Consider the following 19821-nt stretch of genomic DNA (forward strand, 5'->3'; position numbering starts at 1 on the left):
TTTGTTTTCCTTATATTACCGGGTCAACTGGACCGACCGGTGTCTTTGTTCCGGGAGAACTGCTTTTTAATGTTATAGGCCCTACAGGGTCAGCTGGTGTCGGTTTTGGAGAAAATATCACTTTTGAATCATCTACTCTCGATATTACCGTAACTCCGGGCTCGGCAATCGTTAGGATTGAAGATCCCAATACCCCCGGTCCCACTGGGCCTACCGGACCCACTGGCGCTACGGGACCGACTGGTGCTACTGGATCTACTGGTGCTACTGGACCTACCGGTGCTGATGGGATAACTGGTCCTACGGGACCTATTGGCGCTACTGGACCGACCGGCGCTACCGGACCGACTGGTGCTGAGGGAGCTACTGGACCTACCGGCGTTACCGGACCGACTGGCGCTACCGGACCCACTGGTGCTACTGGACCTACCGGCGTTACCGGACCCACTGGTGCTGACGGGGCCACCGGACCCACTGGTGCTACCGGACCTACCGGACCTACTGGTGCCACCGGACCCACTGGCGCTACTGGACCTACTGGTGCTGACGGGGCCACCGGACCCACTGGTGCTACCGGACCTACCGGTGCTGATGGTGCTACGGGACCGACTGGCGCTACCGGTGCTACCGGACCTACTGGTGCTACCGGACCCACTGGCGCTACTGGACCTACTGGTGCTGACGGGGCCACCGGACCCACTGGTGCTACCGGACCTACCGGTGCTGATGGTGCTACGGGACCGACTGGCGCTACCGGTGCTACCGGACCCACTGGCGCTACTGGACCTACTGGTGCTACGGGACCGACGGGTGCTGACGGGGCCACCGGACCCACTGGTGCTACCGGACCTACCGGTGCTGATGGTGCTACGGGACCGACTGGCGCTACCGGTGCTACCGGACCCACTGGCGCTACTGGACCTACTGGTGCTACGGGACCGACGGGTGCTGACGGGGCCACCGGACCCACTGGTGCTACCGGACCTACCGGTGCTGATGGTGCTACGGGACCGACTGGCGCTACTGGACCTACTGGTGCTGACGGGGCCACCGGACCGACCGGGCCTACTGGTCCTGCCGTTACGAGCGACAGCATGTCAGCAGCCAACACGACTTCAGCTATTATTACCGTTGCGTTGGGCGGTACCGATGTACCCCTGCCGAACAATCAAAACCTGAACACGTTCACCGTGGACGGTACGAATACTGAATTTACCGTACCGGTTACGGGAGAATACCTGGTCAGCTATGCCGTTGCCACAACGATTTCGTTGGCGCTTTCCTCACGGGTATTACAAAACGCCACACCGATAGCGGCTTCTGTTGTTTCTCCTACCGTATCGGCAAGTAATCTTTCTACGTCATTTATTGTTCCACTGACTGCAGGAGATACGTTGACGCTACAGTTGTTCGGTCTGATCGGAGTGGCAACCCTTCTTGGGGGTGCAAGCACGTATTTGACAGTTGTGCGACTGATATAATCTTCCCTTTCAGGGCAGAAAAACGAGGAACCACCTTTTAGGAGGTGGTTCCATTACATACCTGCACATTGCCCGACTCAAAAGCTTCTTTCCCTTTCTATCAGCTCACAATACCTATCCTTCACGAATCGCCTCCTATTCTCACTGACCGGAAGCTTCCTGCCATCCCTTATTTTAACGCAGGCCTTCAGCAGGCTCTTTATATACATGGCATTCACGAGGAAGGATTGATGCGTGCGAATAAATTGGAATTGAGAATCCTTAAGTTCCTGCTCTATCTCGTTCATCTTCCCGAAAAAGCACTCTCTTCTGCCCTCTCCGGTATGAATAAAAATTTTTCTTCCCTGACTCTCAAAATATATGATGTACTCTAACGATATATTATGTACTTCCTTTTTGAAACAATAAGTGAAGCAGGATGCACGTTCATAGGTTTTTAAATAGGCGTCTAAAAAGTAGCGTTCGAACAGCTCCTTATCTATCGGCTTATCCATAAACCGGAAGGTATCTACTTCGAACAGCCTTCTTATATATTTATCGTGACGGGAAACACAGATGATTAATGTATGCTTATTCATCGACCTGATTTCTCTCGCCGTATTAATATCGTTTTCATCCTCTATATTTAAATAAATTAAATCGAACTTTTCTTCCGAATAAATGCTGTCCGTAAGCTTCTTTCCATCGAAAAATACATCGATATCCACAGAAACGTTATTTTCTTTCGCAATTTTGAGCAATAGACTTTCCATCTCCGATGTGAGGATTATTTCTTCATCACATACCGCTATCCTCATCATTTGTAGGTCCCCTCTCACAAATCTCCTGAAATGTGTGCGGTGCTATATCTTAACTAAAAGTCTTTCCATATATTCAAATATTCTCTTAAAAAGCTGGTCTCTCTGCTCCCTCGTGCTGTTAGCCATAAAAACATCCAAGTCGAAGCTGTCCTCCATTTCACCGATAATCAAATAGGTAGGATCGATGTTCAGCTTGTTATGAAGGATCTTCACCTTATACATAGGAAGCTCAGTGGCCCCCGTCTCATATCGTTTATAATGGCCTTCTGCCACACACAATATATCCGCAAACTCGTCCCTGGTATAACCGAGGTTTTCCCGGATCTCACGCAAGCGCTCACCTATTTGAATATTCAATTCTTTTTCACTAACTGTCTTTTTAGCACCCATATCACACCTCTTTATAAAGAAGCATATCAATTTCCGGTCATTTTCCATAGCACATAATAGGCACTTATTTTAAACATCTTATATATTACTATTTCCAATTTTCATATATCCACACATTTTATACATTTAGTATGGCTGCATACAGAACAAAAGTGTGCTTCACACATTCTAGTAGTCAAGTACTCTGGCTGCACAGCTTTTGTTCCGCGCGCGTTGCTGCGCATCTATTGGTTCTGTAATAGGAGTCTGTAATAGGAATCCTATTACAGAAAAAAGAGGGCGTCCTCGGTCTCATAGACCTTTGGGACGCCCTCTTCAATCATATAGCGTTCTTATCTCTTATTTTAACTTCCAAATATCTCTGTTGTACTCATTAATCGTCCTGTCGGATGAGAAGAATCCCGCCTTTGCAATATTTGCAAGCATCATCTTCTTCCACTTCTGCCTATTTTCATAGTCCCCGAACATTCTATCCTTCGTCTCGATATATTCCTCCAGATCAAGAAGAGTCATAAACCAATCCTTGTTCAGAAGCTCGTTATAAAGTCTCTTCAGGTTCTCCTTATTTCCTCTTGCAAGAGCCTGCTTGCCCACGATGAAGTCCACGGCCTCTTTGATGACCGGACTCTTTTTATAATAATCCTTGGATACATAATCTGCCTTCGCATAGTGCTCGATTACGGCTTCCGACTTCTCACCGAATACGTATATGTTCTCATCGCCTACCAGTTCATTGATTTCTACATTTGCACCGTCCGAGGTACCGATAGTAACTGCGCCGTTCAACATAAATTTCATATTTCCGGTACCTGAGGCTTCCTTGGAAGCGAGGGATATCTGCTCGGATACGTCACATGCAGGAATCAGTTTCTCCGCATAGCTTACATTATAGTTTTCCACCATGAGGAGCGTCATGTATGGACTTACCTCCGGATCATTATTGATGATATCCTGAAGCACTAAAAGCAAATGGATAATATCCTGCGCTATGATATATGCCGGTGCAGCTTTCGCACCGAAAATGAAGGTGAGCGGTGTAGATGGCTTCTTGCCTCCTTTGATTTCCAGATATTTATGGATGATATAAAGTGCATTCATCTGCTGACGCTTATACTCGTGAAGTCTCTTTATCTGGATATCAAAAATAGAATCCGGATTGAGTTCTACTCCTTCCGCCACCTTTACATATGCGGCAAGCTCTTTTTTCCTATTCATCTTGATTTCAGCAAGTCTATCTAACACCTCTTGATCATCACTATAGCCAAGAAGCTTCTCAAGCTCGTTCGCATCCTTCTTATAGCCGTCGCCTATCACTTGGGAAAGATATCCGGCCAGTTCTCTGTTACAGGATAAAAGCCATCTTCTGAAGGTGATTCCGTTTGTCTTATTATTGAATTTTTCAGGATAAATCTTATAGAAATCATTGAGCTCCGTATCCTTTAAAATCTCCGTATGGATAGCGGCAACGCCGTTTACGGAAAAGCCGTAGTGGATGTCGATATGTGCCATATGCACCCTTCCATCCTTGTCAATGATCTGAACCTCGGGGTTTTTGTATTTCGCTTTTACCCGCTTATCCAGCTCTTTGATGATCGGAACCAATTGGGGAACTACCTTTTCCAAATATTTCAGCGGCCATTTTTCCAGCGCTTCCGCAAGAATCGTATGATTCGTATAAGCGCATGTCTTGCTTACTACCTCTATCGCTTCGTCCATGGTAAATGCCTTCTCGTTTACCAAAATACGAATCAGTTCCGGGATTACCATCGTCGGATGCGTATCGTTAATCTGGATTACCGCATGATTATACAGCTTACGAAGGTCATATTTCTTCTCCTTCATCTCACGCAGGATGAGCTGAGCTGCGTTACATACCATGAAATACTGCTGATAGATACGAAGCAGGTTACCTGCTTCATCGGAATCATCGGGATATAAGAACAGCGTCAGATTCTTCTCGATTGCGTCCTTGTCAAAATCGATGCCTTCCTTTACGATGCTCTCATCCAGGGACTCGATGTCGAACAGACGGAGCTTGTTCACGTCGTTGCCATAACCGACTACGTCGATATCATACAATCTCGAAGTCACCTTTCTCTTGCCAAAATACACGTCAAAGGTAACGTCCGTCTTCGTCAGCCATGAGCGCTCCTCTATCCAGTCATTCTTCTCAGCGGTCTGCAATTTGTTCTTGAAAACCTGCTTGAACAGACCGTAGTGATAATTGAGGCCGATGCCTTCTCCGGGCAGTCCGAGGGTGGCGATGGAATCGAGGAAGCACGCTGCAAGCCTGCCCAGTCCGCCGTTGCCGAGGGACGGTTCCGGCTCGATTTCCTCCATCCTCGCGATATCCTTTCCTTTCGACTTCAAAATAGAAGCAAGTTCATCATAAACACCCAGATTGATCAGGTTGTTGGACAATAGCTTTCCGATTAAAAATTCCGCGGAAATATAATAAATTTTCTTTTCTCCTGAAATCTGTCCTGATACTGCCATCAGTCTCTTGACAAGCTCTAGCAGGCAGAAATATACCTCGTGGTCAGTCAGTACCTCCACGTTCTTCTGAAACATCTCATTTGCCAGCTCTTCGAGCTGATGCTCCAGGTTGGACAATAACACATCTCTTTTCATATTGGTTTGCTGCAACATACTCTCTCCTCCTGTATCAGCGAAACATTTTCTCTATCTTTTCTTCTCTTACTAAGTAAGTTAACATAGGAAAACGTTTTCTGCAACTGTCATTTTTTACATTTTTTTCTTATAATTTTGTGTAATCTTAACAGATAATATCCATATACTTCATTCTTGCGATGGTATAACCGAGTATTTTTTCCCGTCCCTCTCCTCCGTTCATCAGATAATGGAGTTCCTCCACTGCGGCTGCAGACACTCCCGCAAAGTTCTGACTGATCGTGTTCATCTGTTTTCCGGCATAACCCATGAGCGTGATGCCGTCAAAGCCGCATACCGGACGGAAAATATCCATTTCCATAAGTGCCCGCATTGCACCGATTGCCATCAGATCCGAAGCGCACACTATCACATCCCTGTTCCTGGCAAACCGGAAGGTGATGTTTCTCGCCTGCAATTCCGAGAATTCCCCATGCTTGATCAGAAGATTCAGATCCATATCCTGAGCAAGGCGTTTGATCCCCTTTAAACGCTGCTCTGTCACATAACCATTTTTCTTTCCGGCAATATAAAGGATTTTTTTTGATTTATTTTCCACGATTGTCTTTTGGGCTACGTCATACTGAGCCTGCTCCTGATTCACCCATACGGTAGAAGTATTCGAATTGTAAAGAGGCGCGTCCACCAGCACCACCTTGAATTCTTGTGCCGCAATCAGCTTCTGAAGCACCTTGTCCTCCTTGGACATTCCGTAAATGATGATTCCATGGATACTTTGTGCGTTCAAATATCTCGTTATCTCCTCCACGCTCTTATTTTCGAACATGGAAAAAAAGAAAGTAATAACGTCCAGCCCCATTTCCATCGCTTTATTGATGGCACCGGAAATATACTGCATGACAATCTCGTCGATTGCCTGCGTCTTCGTATTCAGGTTGAGCAGTAATGCCACCCTGCCGGATTGCTTGGAAGAAAGAGCCGCGGCAACAGAATTGGGAACAAAATTAAGCTCCTCTACCGCTTGATTTACCTTCCGCTTCGTCTCCTCACTGACGTTCGGATAGTGATTGAGTACCTTGGAAACTGTGGATATGGCCACACCCGCATGCTTGGCAACGTCTTTAATCGATACCATAATCTACCTCTGCTTATAGTAATAAAAATAGTTGATTACAAACTAAATAATTATTAATAATTTATACATTACCTATCGGAGCACTGAACATCTTATTCTCTGCTCCCCTTTGTAACTATGCTTTCCGATTCGGAAAGCGTTTTCTATAATTCTATAATAAAAGAGTGATATTGTCTATCACTCTTTTCAAACTGTAATATATTATAATTTTCGGCAGGTAATTGCGAAACAAGTCTGCAATTACCCAAGTATCTTTATGATATCAAAAAAATACAGTGACCGTATCCTGCTAAGCGATCAGATACTCCATCCAAGGCTTTCCTGCTGAATCGAATACAGCTTGTTATATAATCCTTCCTTACCCAGCAATTCCTGATGTGTCCCCTGCTCAACTACTTCACCCTCGTTCATGACGATAATCTTATCCGCATCCACAATGGTACGCAGACGATGCGCTATTACAATTACCGTTTTATTTTCGATTAATTTGCTGATCGCCTGTTGAATGTAAGATTCGCTTTCCGGGTCCAGGGAAGCCGTCGCTTCGTCCAGCAAGACGATAGGGGCGTCTTTCAACAATGCTCTTGCAATGGATAGACGCTGACGTTCTCCTCCGGATAACGTACTTCCGTTTTCACCGAGCAGCGTATCATATCCGTCCGGCAGCTTATCTGCAAATTCATCGCAGCGCGCTGCCTTAGCCGCTGCAATCACCTGTTCTCTGGTCGCATTCATATTGCCGATGCGGATATTGTTGTAAATCGTATCGTTAAACAGTACTACATCCTGGAAAACAATAGACATATAAGCCATCAGGTGCTCGGGATCCAAGGTTTTCACATTGACACCGCCGATCGTAATACTCCCGCCGTCCACATCCCAGAACCTTGCGATCAGCCGGGATAAGGTACTTTTTCCGCTGCCTGAAGGTCCTACGAGAGCAGTGATTCCTCCTGACTGGATCGATACGCTTACGTCCTTTATCGTCTCCCCTCCGCCTGCATTATAACTGAAGTTCACGTTTTTAAAGTCGATATCAAACTCCTTGAGCGGCGTCTCTGCGCCCTCCATAGGCGAGATATTCATCAGTGCACGCATTCTCTTTATGGCGATCTGATGATACAGGAGTTCGGGCAATAAGGTAAGCTCCGTTTGGATCGGTCCGTATATACGGGTAACGATCAAAAGGCACATCAGCAAAGGAATCAATTCAATCTGCCTGCCTGTCAGCAAAGTAATGCCGACAAATACAGTAAGCCCCACACCTGCCTGCAGCACCACCTGTGCTCCGGTAATAAAGATTCCGGTACCGAATTCAAACTTTATCGCCAGATTGCGCATGGTACGCAAGGCTTTTTCTAAAGTTCCAAACCGTTCACCGTCCATATTACAGGCCTTGATCACCTTCAGCCCTTCAATGTACTCCTGCACCTGTTCCGAAGCGGCAAGCTTTGCATCCGCATGCCTTTTCCCCAGCTTTCTCTGCACGCCTCTGCTGCCAAGGATAATTAAAAACGCTATCGGCACAGAAATAAAGATGGCTATGCCCATGCGCCAGTCAAAAAATCCAATCATAATGCAGATAACGGTAATCGTTATGGCATTTGAAAACAACTGAGGATAAATATGGCTCAACACGTGCTCCGTAGTTGCCACGTCACCCATAAGGTTTGTTGTCAGCTCCGAAATGTCCTTCGAATTGAATACGCTCATCGGAAGCTTCCGGATATGCTCCGCCATGGAAGTACGAGCATTTTCACTCTCCATATAAGATACGATATAAGTTTTTTTGTAATCATTTTTACTGCAAAGAAATACAATAAAAGCCGCTGCAATTCCAAATGCAAAAAGAATCCACAGCCTGTTCCAGGAAATCTCATCTCCTGTAAATGGTTTGATCAATTCCATAATGACCTCCAGCATCACGATCGTGGGAAGCATCATAGAAAAATTAGTAAATGTGCAGGCTGCGATTGCCTTTTTCAAGTCCTTATAACCTTTGTCCGTCAGCATCAGTGCATCCTGCAGGCGCGGAAGCTTTTTCTTATCAGGCATTTACGGTTCCCCCTTTCCCTTTCATTGTCCAGCTGGCTGTTTCATTATAGGTCTGCCACATCAGAGAATACTTTCCTCTTAGAGCCAGCAGTTCTTCATGGGTCCCCTCCTCCAGCACTTTTCCTGAGTCCATTACCACGATTTTATTGGCACTGCGGATGGTGGATAATCGGTGTGCAATAATTACCACAGTCTTATTATTCATCAGTTTTTCAAAAGCCTTCTGAATCAGATGTTCATTCTCGGGATCGGCAAATGCGGTAGCCTCATCCAACACGATCACCGGTGCATCTTTCACAATGGCTCGGGCTATTGCTACCCTTTGCTTTTCTCCGCCGCTTAAGTTCACCCCCTTCGTTCCAATCACGGTATCATAACCTTTGGGCAGCTTTAAAATAAATTCATGGCATTGGGCCGCCCTGGCAGCCTCTACAATCTGCTCATCGCTGGCCGTGGGATTACCCAGGCGTATATTATCCCTGATGCTCTGCTTAAACAGAAATACATCCTGGAATACAAAGCTTACCTGCTCCATCAAATAAGAGGTGTTCATTTCCCGCACATCTACTCCGCCAAGAAGGAGAGCTCCGTCCGTCACATCAAAAAAGCGGGGAATGAGATGCGCAACCGTGCTCTTGCCGCCGCCGGACGCTCCGACGATAGCAGTAACCTCACCTTGCCTTGCAATAAATGACACTCCGTTAAGCGCTTTCGTTTCCTTAGACTTGTCATAAGAAAAGGATACATTCTGAAACTCCACATCATAACTGTCAACGCCTCTTGCTATTGCCGGCTGGGACATCACGGGCTCTGCCAGCAGAGCGTCCATAGCTTCCACTCCATTCAAGATACGTATACTGTTGGAGTTAACATACATTACTTTCATCAGAATACCCGCTATGGCCGGTACAAAAATCAAGTAGAAAATCATCGTTGCAGCAAATCCGGTATAATCTGATGTATTCATTCCAATCAATATACCCACCGGAAGAATAAAAAGATAAATATTATTAATAAGCGTCGTAAAACCAGAGAAGGAATTCTCCCAGCTTAAGGTGTAAGGTATTACCATACTGGTATATTCCTTAATGGTATCGTGCAGGCGACGGAAGGAATATACCGTCTGTTTAAAGGCCTTTACCACAGCGATACCTCTTATATACTCTACAGAGGCATTATTCATGTTTTCCAGAGATTTCTGATACTGGCTCATCATCTTCTTAGCGCCCTCATTGCCATACATCGATGCCTGCAGTACAAAAGAAAGAATCACTCCTGCCATAGCTGCCAACCCGAAACGCCAGTCCACTGCCAGTAATATTACCACCATTACTACCGGAGCCACGAACGCCGCAACGATATCCGGAAGCTGGTGCGCGATGAATTCCTCAATCTTTTCAATATTCTCATCCATGATCTTTCTTAATTTTCCGCTTCCCACGAGGATGTGAAATCCTAAAGGTACTTTCGCAAGATGAGTGGCGAAGTTTACTTTAAGCTCATACAAGGTGCCAAACGCAGCCAAATGAGAGCAGGATAAGGCTCCGAAGTAAAAGAGGATATTAAGTACTACTCCTCCGAAAGCCATCCCTCCATAGCGGAGAGATGCAGCGGCATCCAGAGAATCTACCCTGGGCCAAACGCTTAGGATTTCCCTTACCATCAGGTAAATAGCGATATAAGGAATAAAGCTCGCGATCGAAGCCAGAGAGGATAGAACAACAGAACCGAGCATTAAAGGTTTCTTCGTGGCTGCCAGCTCAAGAAGACGTGCCATGCCGGTCTTAGAATTATTTTTCTGTTTCATAATTGCTCCCATCTGCCCGCTTTGGCGGGCGTACAAATCAAGCCTTCTATAAAAAAGTCTTTTACTTTGTTTACTCCTGCTTCATCCAAAGGATAATAGTCGCAGACCGTTCCTCCGGATATATGCAGTACTGCCGTACAGCATTCTAAGATAAACTCTATATCATGTGTAATAATCGCCGAAAGAAAAGCAGACTTTGCTGCTTTGCGAATGAGTCTGCAGGTCGAGCGCATGCTTATGAAATCAAGGCCGCTGGTAGGTTCGTCATAGATGAGAAACTGCTTGCCGGTACACATGGCGCCGGCAATGGCAACGCGCTGCTTTTGTCCTCCGCTTAACGCCAACGGATGACTGTCTTCCCGATTCTCCAGTTCTAATTCAGCCAAAACAGCCTTGGCTTCTTCCGCATCCTTGTCTTTAGCCCCTAAGGTCACCTCATCCAGCACACTTTCCGTGAACAACTGGTGGTTTACATCCTGCATGACCATATAGCTGTTTTTCAGCCGTTCCATTGCCCTGATAGGTTTACCGCTAATGTCAAATCTTCCCCTATGCTTTATTATCCCGCACAGGCAACCGGCAAACGTAGACTTGCCCGCACCGTTCGGCCCGATAATGGCCAGAATTTCACCTTTATGGAGGCAAAGTTCCGGAACCTCCAGCACAGGCTTGCCGTTGTATTTGCATACCAATGAACAGATTGATAATCTTTCACCAGTCAGCCGCTCTATTCCATCTTCGTGCTTCTTAATATTTTTAATATTAAGACAACGGAGCCCTTTCTCCGCAAGCTCCCGTTCTTTCATCGACCACATCTCCTCCGCCCGGAAGGTATATGTAATGCGGCCGTTTTCCATATAGATAAAACGATCGGCCAGCCCGGCCAGGTAATGTAACCGATGCTCCGATATTACAATGGTTTTCCCCTCTTCCTTCAATTTCTGCAGCACCTGCCGCAACTTTTCCACCGAAGGCGCATCCAAGTTGGAGGACGGCTCATCCAGAACAAATATATCGGGATGCACCGCATAAACCGATGCACAGGCGATACGCTGTTTTTCTCCTCCCGACAGCTCGAATATACTTCGCTTCCTGAGATGAGCCAGTTCAAACTTGGCAGTGGCATCTTCAACCCGCTTCCATATTTCATCTACGGCAATCCCAATGTTCTCGCAGCCAAAAGCAAGTTCCCCCGTCGTGTCTACATTAAAAAACTGGCTTCGCGGATTCTGAAAAACCGAACCCACTTTCCGCGCTGTTTTAGCCAACGGCTCCTTTGTGACTTCATAATCGTTAATATGTACGGTTCCCGTCAACTGACCTTCATAGAAATGAGGAATCAATCCGTTGATGATCCGGGTGAGTGTCGTCTTTCCGCATCCGCTTTTTCCGCATAGCACCACAAACTCCCCAGTACGGATCGTCAAGCTGATATCGCGAATCCCATTATCGGCTTTTGCGTCCTCTCCGTAAAAAAAGCTTACTTTATCAATCTTAATCATAGCCTACCTCACTACTGTTTCTGCAACGAGAACGACCGCACCAAGAATAACAATATAGTCGGCCAATCCTAGCTTTACCTGCGTAATACAGCTCCTCCTGATATCGGAGTCCAGCCCTCTGGAAAGGGAGGCGGCAGCTAACTCACCGGAAATAGTTGCCGTGGACATCAAGAGGGGTACCATGACATATTCCAATGTTTCCATCGGCCGTGTGAGCATGTTGAGCGCGGACACGCCAATCCCCCGAAAACGCATGGCATTGCTGATGGAACACCACTCCTCCTTTACCGTAGGGATAAATCGAAACATGACTGAAAAAGGAATGATCAGCTTCTCAGAGACATGAATCTTCTGAAAAGCTGCAATAAACTCGCTCACGGTAGTTGTTCTTATCAACAGAGTGCTGGAAAGGCAGATAGGTATCAGCAGCCGCGGAATGCGTACCAGGGTTAAAACGGCCGCACCTAAAGCCCCGGACAGATGAGGCGCCACAAAGATGTCCACCAGCATCATAATTGCAAATACGCTGCCAAAACGCAGAAACGTACGGTACTGATGTTCAAAAATAGTTAAGATACTTAAAACGGAGAAAATGATAATCTCCGTTTCCCTGCTGATATTTGCGAATATGACTCCTCCCACCGTAAATAAAAGCAAGAACTTCGTCCGCGGGTCCAGATGTATGCTATGTCTTTGAAAAACAATAGCCGTTTCCATCAAACCACCCCTGCCTTCTCAAAATGCTTCTTAAGCAACTTATTTCCAAGCAATCCGCCTATCAGTCCGCCGATCAAAGCAAGCCCCAGCAAAACAAAAATAAACCAGCTCGGCGTCAATGCATCCAGCTTATTCACATAATCCTGATTATAATAATTCAAACATGCCTGCAAAAATGCTTCTTTCGCAAATACAAGAAGCCAGAACGGCCCCATTCCCGTACAGGCAAACACCATATAACTGATAATATAAAGCTTTCGCGACCGATATTTTCCCGCATAAGCTATAAGCTCAGCAATAAGACCGCATAAAAGAGACCAAACACCGGCCAGCCATACGCCACCCATTGATGTAACCAAACCTACCGCAACAGCCAATATGAAAATAGCACCTCGCTTTGGTACTTTCGTTACGTACAGCATATAGATAGAACCCAGAACCACACCCAGGATCAGCGGTGCCATTAAATAAAGCACCGGAATAAAACCTGTTAACCCTACTGTTATAAAGAGAACAACCACGTACAATGCCGCAAAGGCCCCGGCAACAATTAAGTCTTTTGATTTGAGTTTTGTTTTTTCAGACATTTTAAGCCTCCTTTTTTAGCTTTGTTCTAACCAGCCATTTGGTTAGTTTTGACTAACTCAGGAAACTATATCATCCCTACCAACTTCTGTCAATATTGTGTTTGTGTATTGATAAAATTTATTATTTTCATTCCGGCTTTCGCTTTTTAATGTAAACAGCCGAAACAAATACGATGAAGGTTCTTGCCATGTATCATTTCAGAAAAATTGAGTTAGGCTGGACAGCCTAACTCCAATTTGTCTACATTCTATTCTAATTCATGAATACTTGTATTTGCTTCACTTCCCCGTCTCTTACCGACAGAGCATCTGTGCCCGATACAATACCATTTTGATATTCCTCCACACTGCCGTCCTGATGCTGAATTCTTACTTTAATCCCATACTCTCCGGGAATATAATCCTTTTTCTCCGCCAAATGGAATACCACCGGAATTTTTCCTAAAAATACCGCTTGTATTTTCTTCTCTTCTCCGATTAGATATGCGGGAAACAGCGGCATTATCCGCAGCTTCAACTCACCCATTTCCATAGAAAAAGGCTGAGGGCCGAACATCATAATCTGCCACATATGGATGAATTCCGCCGTAGAACCGCTAAGCCTTGCCACAAAACCTTTTCCGTGCAGCTTCTCATTGTGATTCGCACTGCTGGCGATAAAGGAGGAGTTTTCCAGCGGACTTCTGCCATACACGTCCGCATCTAAAAAGGGGACTGCTGCATTTTCGAAATCCTCTATGAATTCTCCATACATTTCTGATTTTAAAAGTTCCAGTAAATACTTGTATTCCATATGAAGCCAAATAGATTCATTTTCCAGCCAACCGGGGGTAAATGCTTTGGAACGGCCTACCTCGAAGCTCACCTCGCTCAGTGACTCGTTTACCTTGTACATCCGGAGCTTTTCATCGTACATTCCGCTGTTTTTCACTTTCCGGTACAGCTTTTCTTTTTCTTCCTTAAATGCATTCAGCTTCAGGAAACGGACAGGTCCTTCTAAGAAGTATGGCATCTGTCCCAAACGCACTGCCCTAACATCAATGCCGCTTCCGGTCTTCTCATAATCCGTCACTTCATATGTAAAATATGCCGGACTCATCCCATCCCCATACGCGAGTGCTCTCTCAATACCTGATGAAACAAGAGTGCGGAACCGTTTTAAAATGTATACTGCTTCCTTTGCAGGGATTTCCACGGTTTTCCCGCTCACCCCGAACAAAGTCCTTTCGCGGTATTCTTCCTTTACATCATTGAGGGCTTTCCATGTTTCCATTCCTCTCCATGCGACATCTCCTGCTGCCGGTACACCGCCCTTTTGTGTAAACCTGCCCGTTTCACTTATCAGTACGGCATTTCCCTCCGGCACAGACTTGCCCGATTGCATTTCCAGTACATTATTCAACCCTGTCATCAAGTCAACGATTTCTTCCGCACATACCACTGTTCTTTTGTGTTTTTCCAGCTCTTCGATAACAAAGTCCAGCATTCTGCAAAGCTCGTAAGTTTCGCACATAGAAGAGCCCAGAAGTCCCGGCATCCCGTTAAGTGCATCGTACCATCCCGGCTTGCCGCCCTCCATCTCAATTCCCATTCCATATGGATCCAGCGTCGCAACCTTTACCGCACACAAAAGCAGCAGCTTCTCCATTAACGTCGTATAATAGGTATCTCCCTTTCCATATCCGGTGCGGACTATCTGCCGGTTCACTTCTTTTTTTACCTCGTGATTCAAGGTATGATACTGTCTGATTCCTTTTTCCGTTTCTTCATAGCGAAGCCGTCTCGGATTCACCGCTGCCTGGGATTCATAATAGGTAAAAGAAGCATCGTCGAACAGCAGAGACTCCTCTTTATCCGGATATACTGACAGATATGTTTCCACCAAATCTAAGTTATAGGTCCAATGATCCGTCCAATAGCCCTCTCCGAAGGATGCGTTAACGGCACTGTCAGCCTCATCCATTACTGCACCGGTAAACTCTTCCAAAGCAGTACTTTCTCTTTTCCCTTCCACCGTCTTCAGAATCTTATACTTCTTGACAAATCTTGCCAGACTTCCCGGGGTAAAGGGCTTGGATAACTCCTCTTTTGTTTGACTCAACAAGTCATCTTTAATGAAAACTGAGAGTTTATCCACTTTTTCTTCTTTTATCGTATATACCGCCCTCTGCACCAAAAGAGGATTGTATCCGTCCGTTTGAATGAGATTATAGAACGTCTTAATATTCATGTCCCCCACATAGGGCGTAAACAGCACGTCGCATCTTCTGTTCTGATTTACATCTCTGAAATTGGCGTTTCCTTGCGAATAAAATTCAGGCGACATCTGGAAAAAATTATAATCCCTCTCTATGTCCCCGTGCTTCCTTGAGTAAAGATAGAATATCTTCTCTCTTCCCAGCTTCACCGGATAACCTCCCCGAAGGAGATTATCCAGATAAGTCTGCTTGCAATACGCATCGAATACCGGATTCCCCGTTTCCGTATGGATTACTCCGCACAATTCCTCCGTCAATCGGATAGCGTCCGCCCTCTTTGCTTCAAAATACTCACTTCCGACACACTTGTCAGAAAACTCTCTCAATACCTCCTTGCTTTCCACCATGCCAATTACCTCATATATGGTGACACTTTCTCCTGCTTCCAGTTCCTTTTCTATTGCAAAAAAACTACATGGTACATTGTTTTCAGTAATTTGTCCGCATTCCAACAGTTCTGTCAGATTCATTTCCTCCAGACCGACTGCATTGGTCAATGAGGTGTCATAAGAAAACACCACCTCCGGATCCACAATAACCGGAAGCCTCTCTCCGTTCTCCGCTACTGCAAAACTGTAATTCCCTTCTTTAATCTCCTGCACGGCAATACTATCCGCAATACTGGCGCGGACCCTGAAATACGGCAGCCTGCTCTGCGTATCCTCCACCTGCATCCAGGCCTTAGCCGTCTGTCCTATCTCCTTCATATGAGTGAGAGAAACCCCATAAGGTATAAGTGCCGGCATGCCGTCCAGGACCTGAAGCTGCATCCTTTTACCGCTCACATTCTTAAACGTAACCTCTCTCACAAGCCCACCGATATTTTCCTCAGGCAGCGTATAATAAAGAACATTCGTCTGAAGTCCCTCTGCACTATCCACTTCTTCTATCTCGAATTCATTCATCCCAATATACATCGCCGTCTTCTTCCCCTCATCCGAAAACGGCTCCATATACCTGCCATCCTTTTTTACAAACGTTCGAAATCCTTGCCTCTTCGTCATCTGATAGGCTTGATATGCCGGATAAAACTCCATAATGGAATGATCCTTATCCCCACTCCCAAAACTGCTGATCCCCTGCCCCCTATTCACATAAAAAGTCCAAACCGGAATCCCCAGCCTTCCGCTAATCCCCGGCAAAAAACTGGAAAAAACCGTCTTCTTCCCAAAATCCTCTATCACATACCTACCCATCTTATCAAACATCTTTCCCACTCCTTCCTTAATCAAATATCTCTTTCCGTATGAACTACTTACCTACTCCCCACCTTGTTACCACACATCCCCCGCTCAGCCACCGCCCCATCTACCACGGCCAAAATTTTCGTGCAATTTTATCTTACCGTAACCAAGGCTTTCTTCGGCAGTTTGGATTCAATTCCGTTTAGCACGCGGCCTGCATTTTCTTAAGGAAACCCTCAAAAACCCAGGGCAAACGCCGCACGGATGCGGCGTTTAGGCAGCACAGCACAAGGATGTGCTTTGCTGCCGCCCCGACCGCCACCACCACCTAACCCGTTTCCTTTAGAAAATGCAGGCCGCGCGCGCAGGAAGCGAAGCCAAAGCTGCCGAAGAAAGCCGGCCTCCCTCCACACCCCAAAATTCCTCAAAATTCCTCAAAATCTACCTCAAAACCACCACAATATCATTCTCCCTACGCACCTTACAAGAAACGAAATACTCCTTCCCAATCAAAGCCCCTTTTCCTGCCACAAGCTGCCCATTCATAATAACTTCCTTCACTTCATACTCCCCATACGATTTCATAAGCGGATTCAAATACTTTACATGCAGTTTCCGCCCCGCAAACTCTAAGTGCACCGCTGCCTCATGATTCTTATCGAACTGCTCCGCCATAAGCTTCGGCTCCAGCTTCAGGCTGCCATACTCCCCTTTTACTCCATACATCTCAGTGAGCACCGTCATCAGCAGCCAGCTCGCTGCCCCCGTAAGGTAATGGTAAACTCCCCTTCCTTTCGGGTCTATATATTCAGGAATTCCCGGGTATATCTTACTCTTCGTCACATCACTCGCATGGCTGTATAGACTTTTTACCACCTTATAACCATCCTTTACAAACCCGCGCTTATATAGAGCGTTGGCATACATCGTCGTCATATGGCTGAATACCGCGCCGTTTTCCTTCTGCCCATAGGCAAAGCCGAACATTCTTCCCATATCGGCCTTGATTTCTTCGAAATTCGTATTCAAGCGATAGCCGCCTACCTCCGGCGCGTAAAGATATTCATCCGCAGACTTTACGATCTCCTCTACCTGCTTCTCCTGCGCAGTCCCCGACATAATGGCAAATACCTGCCCGGTCAGCATCATGCGGACTCCCTTTTCAAAATCACCCTCTACCCTTTTTCCGCTGTTATCGTAATAGCTATTGTACCAGGAAAGCCCCGCACCATTTTTGATCCATTCCGTCTTTCTGATATGCTCCTTCAGCCAAGCGGCTTTTTTCCTTAGATTCTCCGCCAGCTTTTCCGTATCTATTTCAAATCTCTCACCGCTTACCGTATGCCCGCAGACGTTACAATAGCGCTTTAACAGCTCCTTCTTCTCCTCTATACTCTCATAAAGCCCTTCCCCTTCACAAAGAAGCAGCTCCATTTCCTTCAAAAGAGTGACAGTCTGCACCTTTCCTTTCTTTTTCATACGAAGTAAAAGGTCCGCGATTTCCTCTATATTTCCCGCATAAGCTGCTGTAAATGCTACACTCTCCCCCCGCTCCGGCGCCATGTCCAGCGCATCGTTCCAGTCAGCACCCCGGAGTCGCATATGGTTGTGCTCCCCCACATCATAAAATGCGGTAAGGTGCTGCAACAATACGTGCTCAAGAATCGTTCCTCTGTAAGCATCGCCCCCTGCCGTTTTTTGAATGCAGCCCTGCTCCGGCACCCAGTTCTCATCACTGCCTTCCCCCCGGAAGCCTTGGGCATCCTTGAAATATCCTGCTTCCTCCAACATGAAATCCAAATCACCACTTTGCTTGATATACAAATGAGAAGTCATAAAGGGCCACATGCCATGATCCATCCATACTCTGGCAATTCCGTTTCTATCCGCAATGAACTCGCCCTGCTCCTTTCCGATAATCGTAGCGTTGGTTCCGTCCATGCGCACGCCCCCGAAATTAGACAGAAGCATTTCCCTGACACCGGAAGGGTTCATCATAAGGAGTGCCAGACAATCCTGCCACAAATCCCTCCAACCTCTTCCACCTTTTCCATAGTCATGATGGGGCAGGAAGGAACAGCCATAAATGCGTCTCAGTATCGGCTGGAAGTTCACCCAATACATCCATCTGTCGAACCTGTCGTCTCCTGATTCATAAGAGATGTTTACCTTTCCGTTCCAATATTCCTTTGTCTCTTTCAGCCTCTTCAAAAAGACCTCTTCTGTCAAGTAGGTGTCTGCCGCCTTCGAAAGGACATCCATGTCTTCTCCATAACCAAGAGCTACCACGTAGGAAATCCTCTCACCCGGATTTATCGTGAATTCTTCGAATACAATTCCGCCCATAGCTTCGAAGCCATCCACTTGTATACCCGCAGGTACCATATCTATCTTCTCCCCATGCAACGCACCGGGATTCTCGAAATCTCCGCCTTCGCCGATGAAATCCTCAGCTACCGGAATAAAACCGATGGGAAGTCTGCCGTTTCCCCTTCCAAACACGCCGTATACCACCGCATTCTTTCTATGGCCTCGTTCATCAAAAGTCAGCGTAGGATTCACCACAACGCCGTTTTCTGCTGTTATGATCCGGTGGAGCATGCTCGTAACGTTCCTATGATCCCTTATATTGTCCGCACTGCGCGCATATATAGGAATTGCCGCTACGGGTGTGGCCGTTATGTAATTTTTTCCTGTATTTTCGATCGTTATCATAGTCAGCTCAACCTTGTCCTCCGTATGGGGAACAAAGGTCGTCACCTCTGAGGTCAGACCATAGGCGGAAGATTTCCGCTTCACCTTATGCCACATAATACCCGCTTCGAGGACCGTCTCCTCCTTCGCCTTAGTGAACTTCTCCATCTGCTGCCTGGAAGAAACCCCTGTAGCGGACCAAAGCTCTCCGCTTTGCAATTTTAGCCAGAAATTACGGGACGATTTATTATTATGTAAATTTTCATTACTGACCGGCTCTAACAAGAATGTATTCTGCCCGGTCTTGGAATCCCCGCCAAGCAGGGGCGTAACGCTGCTCATGACCCCTGATTCTCCTGCCACCGGAAAATAAAGATAACTCGTAAGCTCCGGATTCTCTATCCGAAAACTGCCTTCTGCATCGATAAATTTGTACTGTTCCATAAGATAAAACTCCTTCCCTTTTACGACAAATAAATTCATATTTTCCAAATCTTATCCGTCGCCCTAATACACGTTGCTTTTTCTCTATATACCAAGTATAATGTATGAAAATATATTTATTCTATATTAAAAATGT

General features: G+C 46.2%; 13 protein-coding genes. 1 reads left to right on the plus strand and 12 read right to left on the minus strand.

Annotated features, from left to right (window positions below; genetic code table 11):
- Window positions 1–10 precede the first annotated feature (10 nt).
- A complete protein-coding gene (locus CC90_RS24910) occupies window positions 11–1168 on the minus strand; it encodes a collagen-like domain-containing protein (RefSeq protein ID WP_278245503.1) in 1158 nt (385 codons plus the stop codon).
- Between CC90_RS24910 and CC90_RS24465 the strand changes: the two genes are divergently transcribed.
- Window positions 1095–1481, plus strand: a complete 387-nt coding sequence (locus CC90_RS24465; RefSeq protein ID WP_035316013.1) for a BclA C-terminal domain-containing protein — start codon at window positions 1095–1097, stop codon at window positions 1479–1481. The genes CC90_RS24910 and CC90_RS24465 overlap by 74 nt on opposite strands.
- A gap of 77 nt (window positions 1482–1558) precedes the next feature.
- Here CC90_RS24465 and CC90_RS0121275 read toward each other — a convergent pair whose 3' ends face one another.
- The 11 genes from CC90_RS0121275 to CC90_RS0121330 all read right to left on the minus strand — a co-directional run bounded on the left by CC90_RS0121275 (window position 1559) and on the right by CC90_RS0121330 (window position 19685).
- Window positions 1559–2281 (minus strand): LytR/AlgR family response regulator transcription factor, encoded by a 723-nt coding sequence (locus CC90_RS0121275; protein ID WP_031392731.1) that lies wholly within the window; start codon window positions 2279–2281, stop codon window positions 1559–1561.
- 42 nt (window positions 2282–2323) lie between these two features.
- Window positions 2324–2671, minus strand: coding sequence for a helix-turn-helix domain-containing protein (locus tag CC90_RS0121280; protein WP_031392732.1), 348 nt, complete (start codon window positions 2669–2671; stop codon window positions 2324–2326).
- Window positions 2672–3010: 339 nt separating this feature from the next.
- Window positions 3011–5320 carry a glycogen/starch/alpha-glucan phosphorylase gene (locus CC90_RS0121285; protein WP_081906097.1) on the minus strand — a complete coding sequence of 770 codons (2310 nt, stop codon included), beginning with the start codon at window positions 5318–5320 and terminating at the stop codon, window positions 3011–3013.
- Window positions 5321–5447: 127 nt separating this feature from the next.
- Window positions 5448–6437, minus strand: coding sequence for a LacI family DNA-binding transcriptional regulator (locus CC90_RS0121290; RefSeq protein ID WP_031392734.1), 990 nt, complete (start codon window positions 6435–6437; stop codon window positions 5448–5450).
- 297 nt (window positions 6438–6734) lie between these two features.
- Window positions 6735–8492: an ABC transporter ATP-binding protein gene (locus tag CC90_RS0121295; RefSeq protein ID WP_031392735.1), complete on the minus strand. Its 1758-nt coding sequence runs from the start codon at window positions 8490–8492 to the stop codon at window positions 6735–6737.
- Window positions 8485–10299, minus strand: coding sequence for an ABC transporter ATP-binding protein (locus tag CC90_RS0121300; RefSeq protein ID WP_108702676.1), 1815 nt, complete (start codon window positions 10297–10299; stop codon window positions 8485–8487). Before CC90_RS0121300 ends, CC90_RS0121295 begins: the two co-directional genes overlap by 8 nt.
- On the minus strand, window positions 10296–11801 hold the full coding sequence (locus tag CC90_RS0121305) for an ABC transporter ATP-binding protein (RefSeq protein ID WP_031392737.1): 1506 nt from the start codon (window positions 11799–11801) through the stop codon (window positions 10296–10298). The genes CC90_RS0121300 and CC90_RS0121305 overlap by 4 nt, the downstream gene beginning before the upstream one ends.
- Before the next feature lie 3 nt (window positions 11802–11804).
- The gene (locus tag CC90_RS0121310; protein WP_031392738.1) at window positions 11805–12518 is read right to left on the minus strand and encodes an energy-coupling factor transporter transmembrane component T; all 714 of its coding nucleotides are present in this window, start codon (window positions 12516–12518) and stop codon (window positions 11805–11807) included.
- Window positions 12518–13105: an MptD family putative ECF transporter S component gene (locus tag CC90_RS0121315; protein ID WP_031392739.1), complete on the minus strand. Its 588-nt coding sequence runs from the start codon at window positions 13103–13105 to the stop codon at window positions 12518–12520. Before CC90_RS0121315 ends, CC90_RS0121310 begins: the two co-directional genes overlap by 1 nt.
- Window positions 13106–13358: 253 nt before the next feature.
- Window positions 13359–16571: a hypothetical protein gene (locus CC90_RS0121320; RefSeq protein ID WP_031392740.1), complete on the minus strand. Its 3213-nt coding sequence runs from the start codon at window positions 16569–16571 to the stop codon at window positions 13359–13361.
- A gap of 417 nt (window positions 16572–16988) precedes the next feature.
- A complete protein-coding gene (locus tag CC90_RS0121330) occupies window positions 16989–19685 on the minus strand; it encodes a GH36-type glycosyl hydrolase domain-containing protein (RefSeq protein ID WP_031392741.1) in 2697 nt (898 codons plus the stop codon).
- Window positions 19686–19821 lie beyond the last annotated feature (136 nt).

This window comes from Kineothrix alysoides (assembly GCF_000732725.1).
Lineage (GTDB): Bacteria > Bacillota > Clostridia > Lachnospirales > Lachnospiraceae > Kineothrix > Kineothrix alysoides.